The sequence below is a fragment of the Microbacterium proteolyticum genome (assembly GCF_030818075.1).
Classification (GTDB): Bacteria; Actinomycetota; Actinomycetes; order Actinomycetales; family Microbacteriaceae; genus Microbacterium; species Microbacterium proteolyticum_A.
Genome location: NZ_JAUSZZ010000001.1, coordinates 2,702,884 through 2,722,910, shown reverse-complemented (window position 1 = coordinate 2,722,910; position 20,027 = coordinate 2,702,884). Strand labels below are relative to the sequence as shown.

Below are 20,027 nucleotides of genomic sequence, written 5' to 3'. Positions count from 1 at the left end.
TCCTAGGAGCGCGCAGCTATGAGCCCACTCAGACGCGCAGCGCGGCCAGGTGCTCGCGCAAGGTCGGGCCCCCGCGGAATTCGCGGATGAGGTGCTGCACGACCGCGCGCAGATCGCCGCCGGCGGCGTCGGCCACCGCCACTTGACGGGCGGAGCTGCCGCCGGTGGCGAGGATGGTCTCGAGGCTCGCGAACTCCCGCGCGCACTTCAGCTCCAGCGCCACGTCGGCCAGCTCCTCCATCGTCTCTCGGAGATGCTCGATCACCGGGCGTTGCGTGCCCTCGCGGTCGACGATGACCCGGGCGTCCAGTCCATATCGGGCGGCGCGCCACTTGTTCTCCCGGGCGTACCACGGAGGGATGCCGGGGAGCTCGCGCCCCTCGTCGATGAGGCGTGAGAAGTGCTCGACGAGCGTCTGCGCGAGGGAGGCGACGGCCGCGAGCTCGGGCAGCGTCGACATGCCGTCGCACGCGCGGATCTCGACCGTGCCCCACTTCGGCGCCGGACGGATGTCCCAGCGCACCTCGGTGGCATCCGCCATCACCCCCGTGCGCACCATGTCGTCGAGGTAGTTCTCGAAGTCGGTCCAAGAGCCGAGCTGCCACGGCAGACCCGCCGTCGGCAGCTGCTGGAAGACCAGCGCGCGGTTCGAGGTGTAGCCGGTGCGCTCGCCCGCCCAGAACGGACTGGATGCCGACAGGGCCTGCAGGTGGGGGAGGAACACCGTGAGGGCGTTGACGATGGGAATGACCTTCTCGACGTCGTCGACGCCGACATGCACATGGATGCCCCAGATCATCATGTTGCGGCCCCACCACTGGGTGCGTTCGATGAGCGAGTGGTACCGCGTCTTGTCCGTGACCTCCTGGTCGTACCACTGCGCGAACGGGTGGCTGCCGGCGCAGAGAAGCTCGAGCCCGCGGGGCTCGGTCTCCTCCCGCAGCGCGCAGATCGCATCGCCGATGTCGTCGACGGCCTCGGCGACGGTATGCCCGACCCCGCTCGTGACCTCGACGGTGTTGGTGAGCAGCTCGCCGGTGATGGTGAAGCGCTCGAGCGCCGTCTTGTCTTCGAGGTGCTCGAGGATCTCGGGTGCGCGGGGGACGAGGTCGCCCGTCGCGCGATCGGCGAGCATGAGCTCCCACTCCAGACCCACGGACGAACGCGTCGATGCAGCGAACGGCAGCCTCATGCGGCTCAGTCTGGCACGGCGCCCCTCGAGGAAGAGGTTCCGCTACGCTGCGCGACGCCCCGTGTCGACACGCGTCACCTGTCACGGCAAGGGTGAAGGATCTGGCAGAATAGAGGGCTGGACCCGTCACTCGACCCTCTATCCGGTGTCGGTCCACCCTTTTGAGCTTCCGCCGGGTGTGCACCCCACTCTCCAGGCGTTCGGTTCGTTCGTTTTCATCATTTGGAGTCATCGTGGCTGTCAAGATCCGTCTCAAGCGCCTCGGAAAGATCCGCGCGCCCTACTACCGCATCGTCGTCGCCGACTCGCGCACCAAGCGCGACGGTCGTGTGATCGAGGAGATCGGCAAGTACCACCCGACCGAGGAGCCCTCGTTCATCGAGGTCGACTCGGAGCGTGCGCAGTACTGGCTCTCGGTCGGTGCGCAGCCGACCGAGCAGGTCGCCGCCATCCTCAAGCTCACGGGCGACTGGGGCAAGTTCAAGGGCGACAAGGACGCCGTGTCCACCGTCAAGGTGCGCGAGCCCAAGGCCGCGTTCGAGGCCGACTCCTCGAAGAAGTCGGTCGTCAAGCCCAAGGCCGAGAAGAAGGCCGACGAGGCGCCCGCTGAGGACGCCGCCGAGACCTCGGCCGAGTAATCCCCGTGCTGTCTGCCGCGCTCGAACACGTCGTCAAGGGGATCGTCGATCACCCGGATGCCGTGACCATCCGTTCCAGTACGTCTCCTCGTGGCGATGTGCTGGAGGTTCGCGTGCACCCCGATGACCGGGGTCGCGTGATCGGGCGCGGCGGACGCACCGCCAAGGCGCTGCGCACACTCATCACCGCCCTCGCAGACGGTCGCCGCGTGCGCGTCGACGTCGCCGACGACTGATGGCGGCCGGCGACACCGCGGGCGCGCAGCCCGCCAAGACCCAGCTGCGGGTCGGACGCCTCGTGAAGGCCCACGGCCTGAAGGGCGCGTTCAAGCTCGAGCTGTACACCGACGATCCCGACGGCCGCTTCGTCCCGGGCAGCACGTTCACCCTGCAGGTGCCCGAATCGTCGCCGTGGCATGGCCGCGAGCTGACGGTTCGCGAGTTCCGCTGGATGAACTCCCACCCCGTCGTGTTCTTCGAGGGCGTCGACGACCGCACGGTCGCCGAGGAGCTCGTGAAGGCCATCCTCTGGATCGACCAGGACCTCGAGACTGCGCCCGTGGAGGACGACGCCTGGTACGACCACCAGCTGGTGGGCCTCGACGTCGTGCGCGACGGGGCGATCATCGGCCGCGTCGTGCGGGTCGACCACTTCCCCGCGCAGGACCTGCTGATCATCCGCCCTTCGGGTGAGGACCGCGAGGTGCTGGTGCCGTTCGTGAGCGCTATCGTGCCGGAGGTCGACATCGCCGGCGGGCGCGTCGTCGTCACCCCGCCCACGGGCCTGTTCGAAGACCTCGCTCCCGAGGCCGACGAAGCGGAGTCCGCTCCCGACCCCTCAGCGCTCGACGCGGACGACCCTGACGTCGTCGACCCCGACGAGTCCACCGACGCTCGCAAGGACTGACGTGCGCATCGACATCGTGTCGATCTTCCCCACGATCTTCGACGCCCTCGAGGTCTCGCTGCTGGGGAAGGCGCGGCAGAGCGGTCTGCTCGACGTGCACGTGCACGATCTGCGCGAGCACACGCGCGACCGTCACCGTACCGTCGACGACACCCCCTACGGCGGGGGAGCCGGCATGGTGATGAAGCCCGAGCCGTGGGGCGAGGCGTTGGACGGCATCGTGCGTGACGCCCCCGAGCGGCCCGTCATCATCTTCCCGTCGCCCGCCGGTGAGCGGTTCACGCAGGCCACCGCGCGCGAACTCTCGACCGCCTCACACCTCGTCTTCGGGTGCGGACGCTACGAGGGCATCGACGAGCGGGTGTTCGACTACGCCGCCGAGCTCGGGGACGTCCGTCTGATCAGCCTCGGCGACTACGTGCTGAACGGGGGAGAGGTCGCCGTCATGGCGATGGTGGAGGCGATCGGCCGACTCATCCCCGGTGTCGTCGGCAATCCCGAGAGCCTCGTCGAGGAATCGCACGAAGACGGCCTGCTCGAATACCCCTCCTTCACCAAGCCCGCCGTCTGGCGCGAGCGCGAGGTGCCGCCCGTCCTGTTGAGTGGCAACCACGGCGCCGTCGCCGCCTGGCGGCGCGAGCAGCAGCTCGTCCGCACGCGCGAGCGCCGCCCCGACCTGCTTCCCGACTGACGCCCCGCGTCCGATACGGCGCGTCTGCCCGACGCGCCGATCCCGGCCGACGCCCCAGGGGTGTGGTCCGCGCCGGGGGAGTGCGGCGCGTCGGCGGATGCCGAGGCGATGGCATCCGTGGTCCGGCGCGATCTTCGCAGGAACGCCGCCTGCTCGCAGGTGCCTGGCTGCGATGTGCGAGGAACGCGTGCGTCTGCGTCCGTGTGCGCGGCGTGCGCTGGAGAGGGCGGATGCCGAGCCCGGAGTTCGTGGCATCCGCGCTCCGGCGCGATCTTCGCAGGAACGCCACCTGCTCGCAGACGCCTGGCTGCAATCTGCGAGGATCGCACGCGTCTGCGTTCGTGTGCGCGGCGTGCGCTGGGGAGGGTGGGCGCCGAGCCCGGAGTCCGCGGCATCCGCGGTCCGGCGCGATCTTCGCAGGAACGCCCCCTGCTCGCAGACGCCTGGCTGCTAGGTGCGAGGATCGCGCGCGTCTGCGTCCGTGCGCGCTGCGTGCGCTGGAGAGGGCGGATGCCGAGCCCGGAGTTCGTGGCATCCGCGGTCCGGCGCGATCTTCGCAGGAACGCCACCTGCTCGCAGATACCTGGCTGCTAGGTGCGAGGATCGCGCGCGTCTGCGTCCGTGCGCGGCGTGCGTTGGGGAGGGTGGGCGCCGAGCCCGGAGTCCGCGGCATCCGCGGTCCGGCGCGATCTTCGCAGGAACGGCACCTGCTCGCAGACGCCTGGCTGTTATGTGCGAGGATCGCGCGCGTCTGCGTTCGTGCGCGCGGCGCGCACTGGGGTGGGTGGGCGCCGAGCCCGGGATTCGCTGCATCCGCGGTCCGGCGCGATCTTCGCAGGAACGCCACCTGCTCGCAGATGCGTGGCTGCAATCTGCGAGGATTGCGCGCGTCTGCTTCCGTGCGCGCGGCGCGCGCTTGGGGAGGGCGGATGCCGAGCCCGAGGCCGCGGCATCCACCCTCCGTCGTCAGTCGACGCCGAGGAACGAACGGTCGGTAAGAACGATCGGGCCGTCGGGCGTGATCGCCACGGTGTGCTCGGAGTGCGAACCGCGGGAGCCGTCGGCGCTGCGCAAGGTCCACCCGTCGGGGTCGGTGATGAGTTCGTCGGTCGTGTGCAGGAACCACGGCTCGAGCGCGACGACCAGGCCCGCGCGAAGCGGGTATCCGCGTCCGGCCTTGCCGTCGTTGGCGACGTGCGGATCGCCGTGCATGGTGCGACCCACGCCGTGGCCACCGAAATCGGTGTTGATCGACAGGCCCTCGGCACGGGCGACTGCGGCGATGGCCGCCGAGATGTCGCCGATCTTGTGACCCACGGTGGCCGCGTCGATCGCCGCCGCGAGGGCCCGCTGGGTGGTGTCGATGAGGGCGAGGTCCTCCTCGCGCGGGGTGCCGACGACGAACGACACCGCGGAGTCCGCCACCCAGCCGTCGACGGAGGCGGCGAAGTCGAGCGAGACGAGGTCGCCGTCGCGCAGCGCGTAGTCGTGGGGGAGGCCGTGCAGGACCGCGTCGTTAATGGACGTGCACAGCACCTTGCCGAACGGGCTCGCGCCGAACGAGGGGTGGTAGTCGATGTAGCAGGACTCGGCGCCGGCGGCGCGGATCATCTCGTGCGCCCGGCGGTCGAGGTGCAGCAGGTTGGTGCCCACCTTGGTCTCGTCGCGCAGCGTGGCCAGCACCTCCGCGACGAAGCGTCCGGCGGGCCGCATCGCTTCGATCTCGGCGGGCGTGCGCAGTTCGATCATCAGTGGATCCTCTCGTCGAACCTCCATTCTCGCCGATGAGTCGCCGGGTACCGGTCCGTCGCCCCATTGCGTTCTCAAAGGCGCCGCACATCGAGCGGTCCTAGCATCGGCACCATGGTGCTGCGCCGATTGTTCCTCCGCTGGTTGTTCCCGGCCGCCTTCGTGCTGCCGCTGTGGCTCTTCGTCGGCTGGATCGTCTTCTCCGGCGGCAGCGGGTGGGCGCTGCTGTGGTTGTTGGTCGCGGTCCCGGCGGTGTTCGTGTCGCAGGTGCTGCTGGCGCTGCTGATCCGGGCGCGGGCGAGCGTGCGCGAGACGCGGGCGGTCTCGTGGCGCGACCTGGCGGGCGTGGGTGTCTGGCACCTCGTCATCGTCGCGTTGGGCCTTTTCGACTCGCGGGTGTTCTTCCCCCTGCTCGTGCTGTCGATCGTGGGCGCCCTGCTGCTGTTCTGGTCGTCGCTCGCGCAGTTGTGGAACGAGGCTCGCGGCGCCGTCACCGTGCTGCACGCGACCGACGGCACGGCGTACATCCCGTCCGCCCGCGACCGTGCGCAGGAGCCGACAGGCGGCGAGGTCATCGTCGTCACCGAGAACCGTCGCGGGGATCAGCCCTGACCGCACCGTTTTGGCCGTGAGGCCCGGGCGTGGCAGAATGGACGATCGTGCCCTGACCGGCTCTGCCTCAGGGGAGTCACGCCGCATCCGCGGCCTCGGGCACGCCTCATCCTTTTCCCTCTTATCGTGCGATCGACCTGTGGCGGTCGCAGGAAGTGACGATCATGCAGATCCTCGACTCCGTCGACGCGGCCTCGCTCCGCTCCGACATCCCCCCCTTCTCGCCCGGTGACACCGTCAAGGTGCACGTGAACATCACCGAGGGCAACCGCTCGCGCATCCAGGTCTTCCAGGGTGTCGTCATCGGTCGCTCGGGCGATGGCGTGCGCGAGACGTTCTGCGTCCGCAAGGTCAGCTTCCAGGTCGGCGTCGAGCGCACCTTCCCGGTCCACAGCCCCGTGATCGACCACATCGAGGTCGTCACCCGCGGTGACGTGCGTCGCGCGAAGCTCTACTACCTCCGCAGCCTCCGCGGCAAGAAGGCCAAGATCAAGGAGAAGCGCGACCGCTGAGTCCGCTCTCTCGAACGCCCCGTGGTTCCGACCCGCGGGGCGTTCGGCGTTTTCCTGGGTGAGGGCGGTCGGAGTGCTGCATCCGGGTATGCGACCCTGGTCTGTGCGGTTCGTCGATGCGCGACGAACCCGGTGAAGGAACACATGAGCGACATGACCGCCTCGACCCCGGATGCCACGGCATCCGCCGCTCCCGAGCGACGACGGCGCGGGTGGGGCGCGTTCTTCCGCGACCTCGTCGTGATCATCCTCATCGCGCTGCTGGTGTCGTTCCTCGTGAAGACGTTCGTCGTCCGTTCGTTCTACATCCCGTCGGCGTCGATGGAGGACACCCTCCTGATCAAGGACCGCATCCTCGTCGATGAGCTGACGCCGCGGTTCGGCGAATACTCCCGGGGAGACATCGTCGTCTTCCGCGATCCGGGCGGCTGGCTGCCGTCGAGCCCCACCGAGGAGCGGTCGCCGGTCGTCGAGGGCGCGGACTGGGTGCTCTCGCTGTTCGGCTTCTCCGCGCCCGACAGCGACGATCACCTCATCAAGCGGGTCATCGGCACGGCGGGCGATCACGTCGTGTGCTGCAATGCGCTCGGACAGACCACCGTGAACGGCGTGCCTCTCGACGAGACGTACGTGCGCCTCTCGCCCGGGGCGACGGCGCCGGAGCCGGTCCCCTATGACGTGACCGTGCCCGAGGGGTCGTTGTGGGTGCTCGGCGACAACCGCGACAGCTCCCGCGACTCGCGCTACAACCAGAGCCAGCCGTCCCAGGGCTTCGTGCCCGTCGACAACGTCGTGGGTCGCGCCTTCCTCATCACGTGGCCCTTCACGCGCTTCGGGGCGATCGACTTCCACCACGAGGTGTTCGCGGGGGTTCCCGCACCGGGAGACCAGTGATCGAACCCACCCTCACCCTCGAGCGTCGCGTGCTGAAAGAGCACGCGATCGTCATCGCGTGCGACGAGGTCGGCCGCGGGGCGCTCGCGGGGCCGGTGGCGGTGGGCGCGGCGGTCATCGACCCCGCTCGCTCGCGCAAGCGCGTGCCCTCGGGTCTGCGCGATTCGAAACTGGTGCCGGAGGCGCGCCGGCCCGAGGTCGCCGCGCGGGCGGCGGCGTTCGTGCAGCACAGCGCGGTGGGGTGGGCGAGCTCGGTCGAGATCGACGAGATCGGCATCATCCGGGCCCTCGGTCTCGCCGCCGTTCGCGCGATCGCCGACCTGCGTGCGCACGGCGTGGTGCCCGAAGAGGCGTTGGTCATCCTCGACGGCAACCACGACTACATCACCCCGGCGGGGGAGTCGGGTCTCACGGTGAAGCCCATCGTCAAGGCCGACCGCGACTGCGCGAGTGCGGCGGCGGCATCCGTCATCGCCAAGGTGGCCCGCGACACGCTCATGGTGGGACTGCACGATGACTTGCCCGCCTACGGCTGGGTGCGCAACAAGGGCTACGCGAGCCTGGATCACCGCGACGCGATCACCATGCACGGCATGAGCGTGCACCACCGTCACTCCTGGGCCATCGCGGCGGCGCCGACACTGTTCTGATCGTTTCGATGCGGCGGACGCGCCCGGCGTGCGACTCCGTGCGGCCCGTTCGGCGGTGCGCGCCTAGGATGGGAAGACCATGGATGACGACGTCTTCGAGGACTACGACCGCGAACTCGAGCTGGCCCTGTACCGCGAGTATCGCGATGTCGTGCGCCAGTTCACCTACGTGATCGAGACCGAGCGTCGGTTCTATCTCGCGAACGACGTCAACGTCGTGCGCCGCGACACCGAGCACGACTTCTACTTCGAGATCTCGATGACCGACGTGTGGGTGTGGGACATCTACCGCGCCGACCGGTTCGTGAAGTCGGTGCGCGTACTGACGTTCAAAGACGTGAACGTCGAAGAGCTGTCGCGTCACGACTTCCAGCTTCCCGACGAGCTCTCGCTCGACAACTGAGACTCCTCCCCAGCGGCGAGGATGCCCGGGCTCTCCACGGATGAGCCATCCGGGCCCGCGCGCCGTCGGAGCCGGATGCCACGCTCTCGGGCATGGCAGCGAAAGACGACCTCGGCAGGGCCGGGGAGGACCGCGCCGTCGCCTATCTGGCAGGCGACGGCTACCGCATCATCGCCCGCAACTGGCGGTGCACCCAGGGCGAGATCGACATCGTCGCCGAGCGTGACGGCACGCTCGTCGTGGTGGAGGTCAAGACTCGGCGGACGGAGGACTTCGGGCATCCGTTCGAGGCGATCGACAAGCGCAAGGCGACGCGCCTGTGGCGGCTCGCGCTGGCCTGGCTCGCCGCGCACCCCGATCTCGCGCGGGGGCGGCAGCTCCGCGTCGACGCGATCGGACTGACCGGCCCCGACCCGGCTACGGCGCGGCTCGAACACCTCGAAGACGCGCTGTGACCGTCGCTCGCACGTGGGCGGTGGCCCTGTCGGGCCTGCGCGGCGACCTCGTCGAGGTCGAGGCCGACGTGTCGTCGCAGACCCCCGAGTTCTCGATCATCGGCCTGCCCGACAAGGCGCTCGGCGAAGCGGGGCGTCGGGTGCGAAACGCGTGCACCAATCGCGGTCTCGACCTGCCGAAACGCCGCATAACGGTCAATCTCTCGCCCGCCAGCCTTCCCAAACGCGGGTCGGGCTTCGACGTCGCGATCGCGGTGGCCGCGCTGGCCACGTCCGGCGAGATGGATGCCGCGCGGGTCGCGACGACGGTGCACATCGGCGAGCTGGGGCTCGACGGCCGACTCCGGCCGGTTCCCGGTGTCCTGCCGGCGGTCGTCGCCGCGCGGAAGGCGGGGCACCGTCGCGTCGTCGTGCCGAGCGCGAACGCGGCCGAGGCGCGTCTGGTGGAGGGCGTCGAGGTGCTGGCGGCGGTGTGTCTCGCGGAGGTCGTGCGGTGGCACGGCGGCCGGAGTGAAGCGGCCGAACTCGTGGCGGCGGAGGCGCCGACGAGCAGCAACACGGACGACGCGTCGCGCGACCTCGCCGACGTCGTCGGTCAACCGGAGGCGGTGGACGCCCTCGTCGTCGCGGCGGCCGGCGGCCATCACCTGCTGATGAGCGGGCCCGCCGGGTGCGGGCAAGACGATGCTGGCGCGGCGACTCCCCGGCATCCTGCCGCCGCTGGACGACGCCGCCGCCCTGTCGGTGGCATCCATCCGCTCGCTCTCGGGTGACACCGTGACGCGGCTCTCGCGCACCCCTCCTTTCGAGAGCCCGCATCACGGCGCGACGGCGGCAGCGCTCATCGGCGGCGGATCGGGTGTGGTCCGCCCCGGAGCCATCGCCCGCGCGAGCGACGGCGTCCTCTTCCTCGACGAGGGTGGCGAATTCCCCGCCTCCGTCCTGGACGCACTGCGGCAGCCGCTCGAAAGTGGCGTGATCCAGGTGCACCGTTCCGGCGTGGCCGCGACCTACCCCGCGCGCTTCCAATTGGTGATCGCCACGACTCCCTGTCCGTGCGGACAGTACGGTGTCGCGGGCGGCGCGTGCGAGTGCGCCCCGCAGGCCATCCGCCGATACACGCGACGCCTGTCGGGACCGCTGCTGGACCGAATCGACATCGACCTCCGATTGCAGCGCGTGTCGTCGGCCCGCCGAGACAGCGACGCGCGCGTCGTGACGACCGCAGACGCGCGGGGCATGGTCATCGAGGCGCGGGGCCGATCCGCGCGACGCTGGTCGGCGACACCTTGGCGGCGCAATGCCGACGTACCCGGCACCTGGCTGCGGGGCCCCGCGGCACCGCCGGCAGAAGTGCTGCGGCCGCTCGATGCGGCCCTGCGTCGGGGAGCGTTGACACTGCGGGGATACGACCGCCTCCTTCGGGTGGCGTGGACCGTCGCCGACATCGCGGGCCACGACCATCTCCAGCTCGACGACGTGGGTCGTGCGCTCTATCTCCGTCAGGGGGCCCACGCGTGATCCCTCTCGACGCGTCTTCGGCGGCGCAGGCATTGAGCGGCGTGCACCGCGCGACGGGAACCTCCGCCGAGGAGGCCTACGCCCGTGCGGTCTGGAGCGTCCTCGTCGAACCGGGCGACGGTGTGGCGGGGGCGCTCGTCTCCGCGTACGGCGCGGCCGAGGCCCTCCGACTCGCGCCGGAGATCGACGACCCGGAGGTTCGCAAGGCTCGGGCTCGGTGGATGCCACGACTCCAGCCCTCGGCGGTCGGCGCCGCGATCGACGCGGCGCGACGATGTGGCGCGTCGCTCGTCGTACCGGGCGACCGCGACTGGCCGGTGCGGTTCGACGACCTCGACGCGCACGCGCCGATCGCCCTGTGGCGGCGGGGAGCGTCTGCGCACGCCGAATCTCCGGCCGTCGCCCTCGTGGGAGCTCGCGCGTCGACCGCTTACGGCGAGGGGGTCGCCGCCGACCTGGCGGCCGACCTCGCGGCGGCGGGCGTCGCGGTCGTCTCCGGTGCGGCCTACGGCATCGACGGCGCCTGTCACCGCGCGGCCCTGTCGGCGGGTGGCGCCACCGTCGCCTTCCTCGCCGGCGGTGTCGATCGCGCCTATCCCCGAGGCCACGAGGGCCTGCTCACGCGGATCGCCGAGACCGGGGCGGTCTGGAGCGAGACGCCGTGCGGCGCTGCGCCGACGAAGTGGCGCTTCCTGGCCCGCAACCGGCTGATCGCCGCGATGGCCGACGCGGTCGTCGTCGTCGAAGCGGGCTGGCGCAGCGGGTCGTTGAACACCGCCGCTCATGCCGCCACGCTGGGTCGCGCGCTGGGCGCCGTTCCGGGGCCGGTGACCAGCGCCGCCTCGGCGGGATGCCACCGGGTACTCCGTGAGTTCGACGGCGTGTGCGTGACCTCGTCAGCGGATGTGCTCGAAATGCTCGGTGCGGCGAGTCCTGGGCCGCCTGCGGGGGAGCAGGGCCGCACCGACGAGACCACGAGACTGCTGGACGCCCTGTCGCCCCGCAGCGGACGCTCGACGGACGAAGTCGCCCGCCGTAGTGGGCTCGCGCCGGACGAGGCGGCGATCCTGCTGGGTTTCGCCGAGCTGGAGGGCCGCGTGATGCGAGACGACGACGGAGGGTGGCGCACGGTCGGGCGTGACCGGTCGACTCGGCGCCGGACGGGGTAGCGGGTCTCGCGGAGCGCGCCCAGGTGGCGCCGGTGCGCTCCCAGCCGGCGCCGGCGCGGCCTCGTCCGCCGGCTGATGCGCGTATGCCGGTCCGAGGCTCGGGGCGGGTGCGTTCGAGCCGGCGCCGGACGGGTGACGGGTCTCGCGGATCGCCCTCCGTGGCGGCGGGACAGCCCCGTCCGACGGCCGGCGCCCGTACGCACGCCGAGGCGGGAGCGAATCGCTGGGAGTCGGCGCGTGAGTCCCGGGTCGCAGGCCCTGGCGGGGCAGGCTGGGGACGTGCGCATCTCCGAGGTCGTCGAGGGCTATCTCGCCCACGTCGCGGACGTGCGCCGACTCTCCCCGGCGACCGTGCGCGCCTACGGCGCCGATCTCGCCGACCTGGTGGCCGCGCTCGGTGACCGCCCCATCGCGGACGTCGACGTCGACGACCTCCGCGAGTGGCAGTGGCAGGCGACGAAGGCCGGGCGTGCGAAGTCGACGGCCGCACGGCGCCTGTCCACGGTCCGCGGAATGTTCGCGTGGGCGAGCGAACAGGGCCTGGTCACGCATGACCCCTCGCAACGGATGTCGTCGCCCAAGCGAGGACGGACCCTTCCGTCGGTGGCCACGGCGGACGCTCTCGACGAGGTGCTCGTCGACGCCGCCGCGGCCGCCGAGGGGGGAGACGCGATCGCGCTGCGCGATCACGCCCTCCTCGAGCTGCTCTACGGATCGGGGGCGCGGGTCTCCGAGATCTGCGGTCTCGACCTCGACGACGTCGACCATGAGCGCCGCACGGTGCGCCTCCGGGGAAAGGGCGACAAGGAGAGAGTGGTGCCGTTCGGCCTTCCGGCCGAGCGCGCACTGCAGTCGTATCTCGTGCGCGCCCGTCCCGTGCTCCTCGCACGTCGCGGGGCGCGAGCCTCGGATGACGGTTCGCGTTCGGCATCCGCTCTCGCCGTCGGGGACGAGCGCGCCGTCTTCTTCGGGGCGAAGGGCGCGCGACTGGGACCGCGGGCGGTGCATGCTCTGGTGTCGCGGACGGTCGCACCGCGAGTGGGCGCCGAAGTGCTCGGCCCGCACGCGCTCCGTCACTCGGCGGCGACGCACCTGCTCGACGGCGGCGCCGACCTTCGTGCCGTGCAGGAGATCCTGGGTCACGCCAGCCTCGGCACCACACAGATCTACACGCACGTCTCAGCGGAGCGCCTGCGCGAGGCGTACCGGCTGGCGCACCCACGAGCGTGACGCAGCGGAGTCTGGGCTCCCGCGACCCGTTCGCCGTTCGACCCCCCCGCCCGATGCGGCTGCGGAGGGGAGGGGCCCGCGGGCCCGGCGTCACGGCGCGTCGCCGGTCCCTCTGTGGCTCCCCGCCCGATGCGGCTGCGGAGGGGAGGGGCCCGCGGGCGCAGCGTCACGGCGCGTCGCCGGCCCCTCTGTGGCTCCCCCCTCCCGCTCCGCGTTCGCGGGGGAGGACCCCCTGGTGCGCGTTCGCTCCCCAGCCGTACCGTGAGCTCATGCATCCCGGCTCTCGCCTCTTCGCGCTCTTCGGCGCGGTCGCGTCGTCGGTGCTGCTTGGGGGATGCATCTCGGTGACCGTGCCCCGGCCGGTCGAGACGCGACTTCCGCCGGGGTTCGATGGGCGAACCGCGTCCTCTCCCACCGCGCCCCCGACGCCGCTCCCGCCGACGCTGTCGATGACCCCCACTCCGGTCAAACCGGCCGACGCATCCGGCCCGGGCGGCACCACGGCGCCCCCGTCGTCGGGCGCGGCCGATGCCGTCGACTGCGGTGACGCCGGGATCGAGACCGTGTCGGGATCCGAACGGACGGTCCGCATCACGGGCTCGTGCGCGGAGCTCACCGTCGGGGGGACCGCCCTGACCGTGGACGCCTCGTCGGCGACGATCGAGACGCTTCGGATGTCGGGGGACCGCATCCGCATCCGCTTCGCCGACGCCGGTCAGGTCGTCGTGCAGGGGAACGACGGTGTCGTCACTTCGACGGCGGGCATCGACAGCGTGGACGTCTCGGGCGACCGCAACGCGATCGACGCGAACGCGGGCATCTCCGCCGTCACTGTCCGTGGCCAGGACAACGTCGTACGCTCCGGCGGCGGCGTCGGGTCGGTCGTCGTCGAAGGCCGCGGTAACACCATCGGCTGAGCCCGTCGACCGCGCCCACGGCTCGGCCTCGTCAGCAGCAGGGCAGGAGCACCGCCCGAGGGACGCCGCCGAGCAACCGCAACGGGTTGATGTACTCCCCGTCCAGACGGACGCCGAAGTGCACGGTTCCCGGCGCCGTGTGTCCGCCCGGCGCGAGGTGACCGACCGGCGCCGCCCGGGCGACGGCGTCGCCGACGGCCAGGTCGGAGTCGACGGGCTCGAGCGTCGTGACCAGTCCACCACCGTGATCGATCGTCAGCACAGGGCGACCGGCCACGTCGCCCGTGAACGCGATGTGCCCGTCGGCGGGCGAGCGCACGACCTCCGTCGACGCGAGATCGATCCCGCGGTGGCCGGCGCCGTAGGCGTGGGCGGGCGCTTCGTACGGGCGCACGACGCGGACCTGCTCGACCGGCCAGGCCCAGCCGAGCCCGGTGAGCGGATCGGAGACGGCGGTGACGAGAGCCACGAAGACGGCGAGGGATGTCGAGACCATTGCAGGAGTCTCCCGCGGTGCGCGCTCAGCACGGCGGCGCGCCGGCGCGAGTGGGGACGGACACGCCGCGGGGAGGAGGCGTCCTGTATGCTGGGGGACGCATCCCGCATGTCGGGATGACTCCGCGTGCCCACAGCGCACCGCATCTTCTTCACGGAAGGCGCACCGCGCGGCATCCACACCCCATGGTCCACCGCTCCGGCGGTCGGCGGGTGTGCGCCGGGCACCAGGCTCGCCAGACGGACCGTCTGGCGCGAACAACCACAACCACGGCGCGAGAGCGCCCAGAAACAGGAGTACGACCATGGCCGTCGTCACCATCCGCCAGTTGCTCGACAGCGGCGTTCACTTCGGACACCAGACCCGCCGGTGGAACCCGAAGGTGAAGCGCTTCATCCTCACCGAGCGCAGTGGCATCCACATCATCGACCTGCAGCAGTCGCTCGGCTACATCGACAAGGCGTACGAGTTCGTCAAGGAGACCGTCGCGCACGGCGGCACCATCCTCTTCGTCGGCACCAAGAAGCAGGCGCAGGAAGTCCTCGCCGAGCAGGCGACGCGCGTGGGCCAGCCCTACGTCAACCAGCGCTGGCTCGGTGGCCTCCTCACCAACTTCCAGACGGTGTCGAAGCGCCTCGCCCGCATGAAGGAGCTCGAGGAGCTCGACTACGAGAACCCGGCCGAGAGCGGCTTCACCAAGAAGGAGCTCCTGCTCAAGAAGCGCGAGCTCGACAAGCTGCACAAGTCGCTCGGTGGTATCCGCAACCTGCAGAAGACCCCGTCGGCCATCTGGGTCGTCGACGCCAAGCGCGAGCACCTCGCAGTCGACGAGGCCAAGAAGCTCGGCATCCCCGTGATCGGCATCCTCGACACGAACGCCGACCCCGACGAGTTCCAGTACCCGATCCCCGGTAACGACGACGCGATCCGCTCGGTGAGCCTGCTCACGCGCATCATCGCCGACGCCGCCGCCGAGGGCCTGATCCAGCGTCACCAGCCCGCCGGTGAGGACGAGGCCGCCGAGCCCCTCGCCGAGTGGGAGCGCGAGCTGCTCGAGACCCCCGCCGAGACCGCGGAGCCCACCGAGGCCCCGGCTGCCGAGGCGGAGTCGACCGAGGCCGCCGACGCCGAGGCCACCGACAGCAAGTAAGCCGCGCGACGCACGCTTCACCACGGGGTGAACGACGCGTCACCCGCACAGGCTACGATCCGGCGGGGTCGTGACAGCCCCCTCGCGCGAGGGTGGCGACACGGCCCCGCCGGGCTCACATCGAGAACGAAAACGACAAGGAGACCGCCACACCATGGCAAACTTCACGATCGCCGACATCAAGGCGCTGCGCGAGCAGCTCGGCACCGGCATGGTCGACACCAAGAAGGCGCTCGAAGAGGCTGACGGCGACGTCGAGAAGGCCGTCGAGATCCTGCGCCTCAAGGGCGCCAAGGGCAACGCCAAGCGCGCCGACCGTTCGACCAGCGAGGGCCTCGTGGTCGCTCGCGAGAACGACGGTTCCGTGACGCTCCTCGAGCTCGCCTGCGAGACCGACTTCGTCGCCAAGAACGAGCGCTTCATCGCCCTGGCCGAGAAGGTCGTCGACGCCGCCGCCGCGGCCGGCGCCGACTCCGTCGAGGCCGCTCTCGCCGCCGACGCCGGTGGTCAGACCGTCGAGCAGCTCATCTCCGACGAGGCCGCCATCATCGGCGAGAAGGTCGAGCTGCGTCGCGTGCGCACGATCTCGGGCGAGAAGTTCGAGGTGTACCTGCACAAGACCAGCAAGGACCTGCCCCCGCAGGTCGGCGTGGTGCTCGCCTACACCGGCGACGACGCCGAGACCGCTCGCTCGATCGCGCAGCACGTCTCGTTCGCCAACCCCTCGTACCTCACCCGCGACGCCGTGCCCGAGGCCGACGTCGAGAAGGAGCGCGAGATCGTCACCGAGATCTCCCGCAACGAGGGCAAGCCCGAGGCGGCTCTGCCGAAGATCGTCGAGGGTCGCGTCAACGCGTTCTTCAAGCAGGTCGCCCTGCTCGACCAGGACTACGCGAAGGACAACAAGCTGTCCGTCGCCAAGGTCGCGTCCGACGCCGGTCTCACCCTGACCGACTTCGCCCGCTTCAAGGTCGGCGCGTAACCCTTCGACAGGCTCAGGGCCCGTCATGAGGCCCGGGATGCCACGGCATCCCGGGCCTTTTCCCTGCCCGCCGCGCGGCGGAAACGTGCGCGGGATAGTTTGTTCAAGACGAGAGGACACCACACGTGATCGATGAAGCCACCAAGCGCCGCCGAGTTCTGCTGAAGCTGTCGGGGGAGGCGTTCGGAGGAGGTCAGTTGGGTGTCAATCCCGACGTCGTCAGCCAGATCGCGCGCGAGATCGCCGAGGCGGTGGACCGCGTCGAGATCGCCGTCGTCGTCGGCGGCGGCAACTTCTTCCGCGGGGCCGAACTGAGCCAGCGCGGTATGGACCGCGGCCGGGCCGATTACATGGGCATGCTCGGCACGGTCATGAACTCCCTGGCGCTGCAGGACTTCCTCGAGCAGGCGGGTGCCGCCACCCGCGTACAGTCCGCGATCTCGATGACGCAGGTCGCCGAGCCGTACATCCCGCGCCGTGCGGTGCGCCACCTCGAGAAGGGCCGCGTCGTGATCTTCGGCGCCGGTGCCGGCCTGCCGTACTTCTCCACCGACACCGTCGCCGCCCAGCGGGCCCTCGAGATCGGCGCGACGGAGGTGCTGGTGGCGAAGAACGGCGTCGACGGCGTCTACACCGCCGATCCGCGCGTCGATCCGACCGCCACGAAGCTCGATCACCTGACCTACAACGACGCCCTCCAGAAGGGCCTGAAGGTCGTCGACTCCACCGCTTTCAGCCTGTGCATGGACAACGGCATCGACATGCGCGTGTTCGGTATGGAACCCGCCGGCAACGTCACTCAGGCGCTGCTCGGCGAGACCATGGGCACGCTCGTCACCGCGTGACGCGCCGTGCGGGCCCGGGGAGCCGGGCCCGCACGCGACTAGACTGAGATGTCAGTTCCAACGAATGGAGTCACCGTGATCGCCGATGTCCTCGCCGATGCCGGAGCGCGCATGGATCGCGCCGTGGAGGCCGCCAAGGAGGACTTCGCGACCGTCCGCACCGGGCGCGCGAACCCCCAGATGTTCCAGAAGGTCCTGGTCGACTACTACGGCTCGCCGACCCCCCTCGCGCAGCTCGCATCGCTGAACAACCCCGAGGCCCGCACGCTCGTCATCAACCCGTACGACAAGTCGGCGCTGAAGGCCATCGAGCAGGCGATCCGCGACATGCCCAACCTGGGCGTGAACCCCACGAACGACGGCACCATCGTGCGCGTCACGATGCCCGAGCTCACGCAGGACCGCCGCAAAGAATACGTGAAGATCGTGCGCGGCAAGGGCGAAGACGCCAAGGTGCAGGTGCGCAACCTCCGCCGCAAGGCCAAGGACGACCTCGACGCGCTGAAGAGCGACGTCGGCGAGGACGAGCTGGTCCGTGCCGAGAAAGAACTCGACGGCATCACGCGCACGCACGTCGAGCTCATCGACGAGGCGCTCAAGCGCAAAGAGGCCGAGCTGCTCGAGGTCTGACCCGCATGCCCGATGCCCCTGAGACCGGCGAGGATCAGCCGGTCGATCCGCCCGGCTTCCGTCGGGACGCGGCGCGTCGCTCGCCGATCACGGGCGAGGGCGTGACGGCGATCGAGTCGCAGCTGCGCGCCATGCGCACGGATGCCGAGCAGCACATCGCTCATGCCCGGGCGGAGTTCGGTCAGGCCAACGAACGGCTCAAGCAGCGCACAGGTCGCGACCTGATCGTCGCGACGCTCATCGGTGTGGGCATCGGGGCCGTGCTCATCGCCTCGCTCGTGTTCGTGAAGTGGCTGTTCGTCTTCTTCGCGGGCGCGGCGATGGTGCTCGGCGTGCTCGAGTTCTCGCGCGCCCTACAGGTCGCGGGCCGTCGCGTCGACGTCGTCCCGCAGCTCGTCATGGGTTCGTTGCTGCTGCTGACCGGTTTCTTCCTCGAGCCGTGGGTCCACTGGATCACCGCGGTGATCGCCGTCGCCGTGGTCATCGTCTGGCGCCTGACCGCGCAGTTGTTCGTCTCCGACGGCCGATCGCGCATCGACGTCTTCGGCGATGTCCTCGTGGCGGCGTTCGTCCAGCTGTACGTCCCGTTCCTCACCAGCATGGCGGTGGTGCTGCTCGCCCAGCCGCGCGGTGAGTGGTGGGTGCTGGCCTTCATCATCCTCGCCGTCGCGGCCGACACCGGTGCGTACGTCTCGGGTCTGACGTTCGGGCGGGGCGGGCGTCATCCGATGGCCCCGCGCATCAGTCCCAAGAAGACGTGGGAAGGCTTCGCCGGTGCGTGCGTTGCCGCCCTCGTCGCGGGGGCGTTGCTGGCGATGTTCATGCTGCAGGTCCCCTGGTGGGCGGGGCTCGTCTTCGGCGCCGTCGTGCTGGCCACCGCCACGGTCGGAGACCTGGGGGAGTCGATGGTCAAACGCGACCTCGGCATCAAAGACATGAGCTCGTGGCTGCCCGGCCACGGGGGCGTGCTCGACCGCCTCGACTCGATCCTGCCGTCGGCCACGGCCGCCCTGGTGACCTACTATCTGCTCGCCCCGTTGGGAGTGTCATGACCGGAACGCCCGTCCACGATGAGGTCGCGGCCACCCCGTTCCCGGAGTCGGGGCGGGCGAAGGGCTATGAGAAACGCGCCGTCGACGCCTTCCTGGCGCGTGCGCGCGAGGTCTTCGAGAACGACGACGTCGGTGCCCTGCGCTCCTCGGAGGTCCGCTCGGCGGCGTTCCCGCTCGTGCGCGGCGGCTACTCGGTGAGGGCGGTGGATGCCGCGCTCGGCCGGGTCGAAGACGCCTTCGCCGCTCGCGAGCGCGAGCACGCCCTGTCACGGCTCGGCGCGCGCGCCTGGGTCAAGGAGACGCGCGACACCGCACAGGTCGTTCTCGACCGGCTCCGCCGCCCCCGGGGCGCCCGGTTCGATCGCGTCGGCATCCTGCACTACGGCTACCGCATCGACGAGGTCGACGTCGTGGCGGACCGCGTGGCGCGTTACCTCGCCGCCGGCGACCCCGTGACCCCCGACCAGGTCCGTTCCGTCGCGTTCCGCATGCAGCGCGGCGGGTACCGCGAAGCTCAGGTCGACGCGGTGCTCGATGCGGTCGTCGAAGTGATGCTCGCCGTCGGATGAGGCCGGATGACACCCACCGGTGCGCGTCGGTAGACTCGTGCGCACTGTGACTTCCGGTTCGCGACCCTCACGCTCCCCGTCGTCCCGTGTCGCCCGTCGCGGCGAGACGGGCGTCGACGTGATCGCTCCGGTGCTCGTTCGTCGCTCGGCACCACGGTGGTCCCGCCGTCGCGGCGTCGTGAGTGTCTTCGGAGCGTGTGCGGCGGTGCTGTTCGCGGCGGCGTACGTCGGTCCCATGGGGGCTGCGCTCGCGCCGGCGCAGGCCGACGGTCCGCGTACGGTCACCCTCTACGCCGAGGGTCTGGACGACGTGCAGGCCGTGTCGGTGGGCGGCGAGAAGCAGTCGCCTCAGCTCGACCGCTCGAGTTACAACGTCTACGTCAAACCGAAGCCCACACCGACGCCCACCCCCACTCCGACGCGGACGAGCGAGTCCGGGGAGGGCTCCTCGGCGGGCAGCGCGGGCCCGGTCTTCTACACCGGCGGTGGTGCCCCCGCGGAGTGGATGGCGGCGGCCGGCATCGCCGAGTCCGACATGGGCTACGTCGACTACATCGTGAGCCGCGAGAGCGGCTGGAACCCGAACGCGACGAACCGGTCGTCGGGGGCGTGCGGCCTCGTTCAGGCCCTGCCCTGCAGCAAGGTGGCCGGAAACGGCTACGACCCGGTCGACAACCTGCGCTGGGGCAACGGCTACGCCGTCGGCCGGTACGGAAGCTGGGCCAACGCGTACGCGTTCTGGACCAGCAACCACTGGTGGTGA

At 70.6% G+C, this 20,027-nt stretch carries 23 protein-coding genes and 1 pseudogene; 21 read left to right on the top strand and 3 right to left on the bottom strand.

The genetic code is table 11. The features are described 5' to 3' along the window. Positions 1-28 precede the first annotated feature (28 nt). Positions 29-1,192 carry a glutamate--cysteine ligase gene (locus QE392_RS12660; RefSeq protein ID WP_307452231.1) on the bottom strand — a complete coding sequence of 388 codons (1,164 nt, stop codon included), beginning with the start codon at positions 1,190-1,192 and terminating at the stop codon, positions 29-31. 233 nt (positions 1,193-1,425) lie between these two features. On the opposite strand from QE392_RS12660, the gene rpsP reads away from it, so the two are divergent. The 4 genes from rpsP to trmD are packed head-to-tail and all read left to right on the top strand — an operon-like array spanning position 1,426 to position 3,428. Beyond that, positions 1,426-1,830 (top strand): 30S ribosomal protein S16, encoded by a 405-nt coding sequence (rpsP, locus tag QE392_RS12655; protein ID WP_307452229.1) that lies wholly within the window; start codon positions 1,426-1,428, stop codon positions 1,828-1,830. Between the two features lie 5 nt (positions 1,831-1,835). Continuing rightward, the gene (locus tag QE392_RS12650) at positions 1,836-2,066 is read left to right on the top strand and encodes an RNA-binding protein (protein WP_058231430.1); all 231 of its coding nucleotides are present in this window, start codon (positions 1,836-1,838) and stop codon (positions 2,064-2,066) included. Beyond that, positions 2,066-2,737: a ribosome maturation factor RimM gene (rimM, locus tag QE392_RS12645; RefSeq protein WP_307452225.1), complete on the top strand. Its 672-nt coding sequence runs from the start codon at positions 2,066-2,068 to the stop codon at positions 2,735-2,737. The genes QE392_RS12650 and rimM overlap by 1 nt, the downstream gene beginning before the upstream one ends. 1 nt (position 2,738) lies before the next feature. Next, positions 2,739-3,428, top strand: coding sequence for a tRNA (guanosine(37)-N1)-methyltransferase TrmD (gene trmD / locus QE392_RS12640; protein WP_307452223.1), 690 nt, complete (start codon positions 2,739-2,741; stop codon positions 3,426-3,428). A gap of 966 nt (positions 3,429-4,394) precedes the next feature. Here trmD and map read toward each other — a convergent pair. Then, positions 4,395-5,177 (bottom strand): type I methionyl aminopeptidase, encoded by a 783-nt coding sequence (gene map, locus QE392_RS12635; RefSeq protein ID WP_307452221.1) that lies wholly within the window; start codon positions 5,175-5,177, stop codon positions 4,395-4,397. 114 nt (positions 5,178-5,291) lie between these two features. On the opposite strand from map, the gene QE392_RS12630 reads away from it, so the two are divergent. The 10 genes and pseudogenes from QE392_RS12630 (at position 5,292) to QE392_RS12585 (ending at position 13,540) form a co-directional block, all read left to right on the top strand. After that, the gene (locus QE392_RS12630; RefSeq protein WP_307452219.1) at positions 5,292-5,789 is read left to right on the top strand and encodes an MFS transporter permease; all 498 of its coding nucleotides are present in this window, start codon (positions 5,292-5,294) and stop codon (positions 5,787-5,789) included. 164 nt (positions 5,790-5,953) lie between these two features. Then, the gene (gene rplS, locus QE392_RS12625) at positions 5,954-6,301 is read left to right on the top strand and encodes a 50S ribosomal protein L19 (RefSeq protein ID WP_307452217.1); all 348 of its coding nucleotides are present in this window, start codon (positions 5,954-5,956) and stop codon (positions 6,299-6,301) included. A 144-nt stretch (positions 6,302-6,445) separates the two neighbouring features. Further along, on the top strand, positions 6,446-7,195 hold the full coding sequence (lepB, locus tag QE392_RS12620; protein WP_373426472.1) for a signal peptidase I: 750 nt from the start codon (positions 6,446-6,448) through the stop codon (positions 7,193-7,195). Beyond that, entirely contained in the window at positions 7,192-7,845 is a 654-nt protein-coding gene (locus tag QE392_RS12615) for a ribonuclease HII (RefSeq protein ID WP_307452215.1), read from the top strand. The genes lepB and QE392_RS12615 overlap by 4 nt, the downstream gene beginning before the upstream one ends. Positions 7,846-7,924: 79 nt before the next feature. Beyond that, complete coding sequence (locus QE392_RS12610) at positions 7,925-8,248, top strand: DUF2469 family protein (RefSeq protein WP_055836674.1); 324 nt, start codon at positions 7,925-7,927, stop codon at positions 8,246-8,248. Between the two features lie 92 nt (positions 8,249-8,340). Further along, the gene (locus tag QE392_RS12605; RefSeq protein WP_307452212.1) at positions 8,341-8,703 is read left to right on the top strand and encodes a YraN family protein; all 363 of its coding nucleotides are present in this window, start codon (positions 8,341-8,343) and stop codon (positions 8,701-8,703) included. Beyond that, a pseudogene (locus QE392_RS12600) lies at positions 8,700-10,224 on the top strand (YifB family Mg chelatase-like AAA ATPase). The gene QE392_RS12605 and the pseudogene QE392_RS12600 overlap by 4 nt, the downstream one beginning before the upstream one ends. Then, complete coding sequence (gene dprA, locus QE392_RS12595) at positions 10,224-11,393, top strand: DNA-processing protein DprA (RefSeq protein ID WP_373426502.1); 1,170 nt, start codon at positions 10,224-10,226, stop codon at positions 11,391-11,393. Before QE392_RS12600 ends, dprA begins: the two are co-directional and overlap by 1 nt. 279 nt (positions 11,394-11,672) lie before the next feature. Further along, complete coding sequence (locus QE392_RS12590) at positions 11,673-12,623, top strand: tyrosine recombinase XerC (RefSeq protein ID WP_307452208.1); 951 nt, start codon at positions 11,673-11,675, stop codon at positions 12,621-12,623. A 269-nt stretch (positions 12,624-12,892) separates the two neighbouring features. Further along, the gene (locus tag QE392_RS12585) at positions 12,893-13,540 is read left to right on the top strand and encodes a DUF3060 domain-containing protein (RefSeq protein ID WP_307452206.1); all 648 of its coding nucleotides are present in this window, start codon (positions 12,893-12,895) and stop codon (positions 13,538-13,540) included. 31 nt (positions 13,541-13,571) lie between these two features. Here the strand turns inward: QE392_RS12585 and QE392_RS12580 are convergent, their stop codons facing one another. Then, complete coding sequence (locus QE392_RS12580; protein WP_307452202.1) at positions 13,572-14,036, bottom strand: murein hydrolase activator EnvC family protein; 465 nt, start codon at positions 14,034-14,036, stop codon at positions 13,572-13,574. 304 nt (positions 14,037-14,340) lie between these two features. Here QE392_RS12580 and rpsB point away from each other — a divergent pair, with 304 nt between their 5' ends. The 7 genes from rpsB (at position 14,341) to QE392_RS12545 (ending at position 20,027) form a co-directional block, all read left to right on the top strand. Continuing rightward, positions 14,341-15,186 (top strand): 30S ribosomal protein S2, encoded by an 846-nt coding sequence (rpsB, locus tag QE392_RS12575; protein WP_307452200.1) that lies wholly within the window; start codon positions 14,341-14,343, stop codon positions 15,184-15,186. A gap of 154 nt (positions 15,187-15,340) precedes the next feature. Then, positions 15,341-16,168 (top strand): translation elongation factor Ts, encoded by an 828-nt coding sequence (tsf, locus tag QE392_RS12570; protein WP_307452198.1) that lies wholly within the window; start codon positions 15,341-15,343, stop codon positions 16,166-16,168. A gap of 125 nt (positions 16,169-16,293) precedes the next feature. Beyond that, positions 16,294-17,013: a UMP kinase gene (gene pyrH, locus QE392_RS12565; RefSeq protein WP_307452195.1), complete on the top strand. Its 720-nt coding sequence runs from the start codon at positions 16,294-16,296 to the stop codon at positions 17,011-17,013. A 75-nt stretch (positions 17,014-17,088) separates the two neighbouring features. Beyond that, positions 17,089-17,643: a ribosome recycling factor gene (gene frr / locus QE392_RS12560; protein ID WP_307452192.1), complete on the top strand. Its 555-nt coding sequence runs from the start codon at positions 17,089-17,091 to the stop codon at positions 17,641-17,643. 5 nt (positions 17,644-17,648) lie between these two features. Next, positions 17,649-18,695 carry a phosphatidate cytidylyltransferase gene (locus QE392_RS12555; RefSeq protein WP_307452190.1) on the top strand — a complete coding sequence of 349 codons (1,047 nt, stop codon included), beginning with the start codon at positions 17,649-17,651 and terminating at the stop codon, positions 18,693-18,695. Then, a complete protein-coding gene (locus QE392_RS12550; RefSeq protein ID WP_307452188.1) occupies positions 18,692-19,264 on the top strand; it encodes a DivIVA domain-containing protein in 573 nt (190 codons plus the stop codon). The genes QE392_RS12555 and QE392_RS12550 overlap by 4 nt, the downstream gene beginning before the upstream one ends. A 235-nt stretch (positions 19,265-19,499) precedes the next feature. Next, positions 19,500-20,027 carry a transglycosylase SLT domain-containing protein gene (locus tag QE392_RS12545; protein WP_307454140.1) on the top strand — a complete coding sequence of 176 codons (528 nt, stop codon included), beginning with the start codon at positions 19,500-19,502 and terminating at the stop codon, positions 20,025-20,027.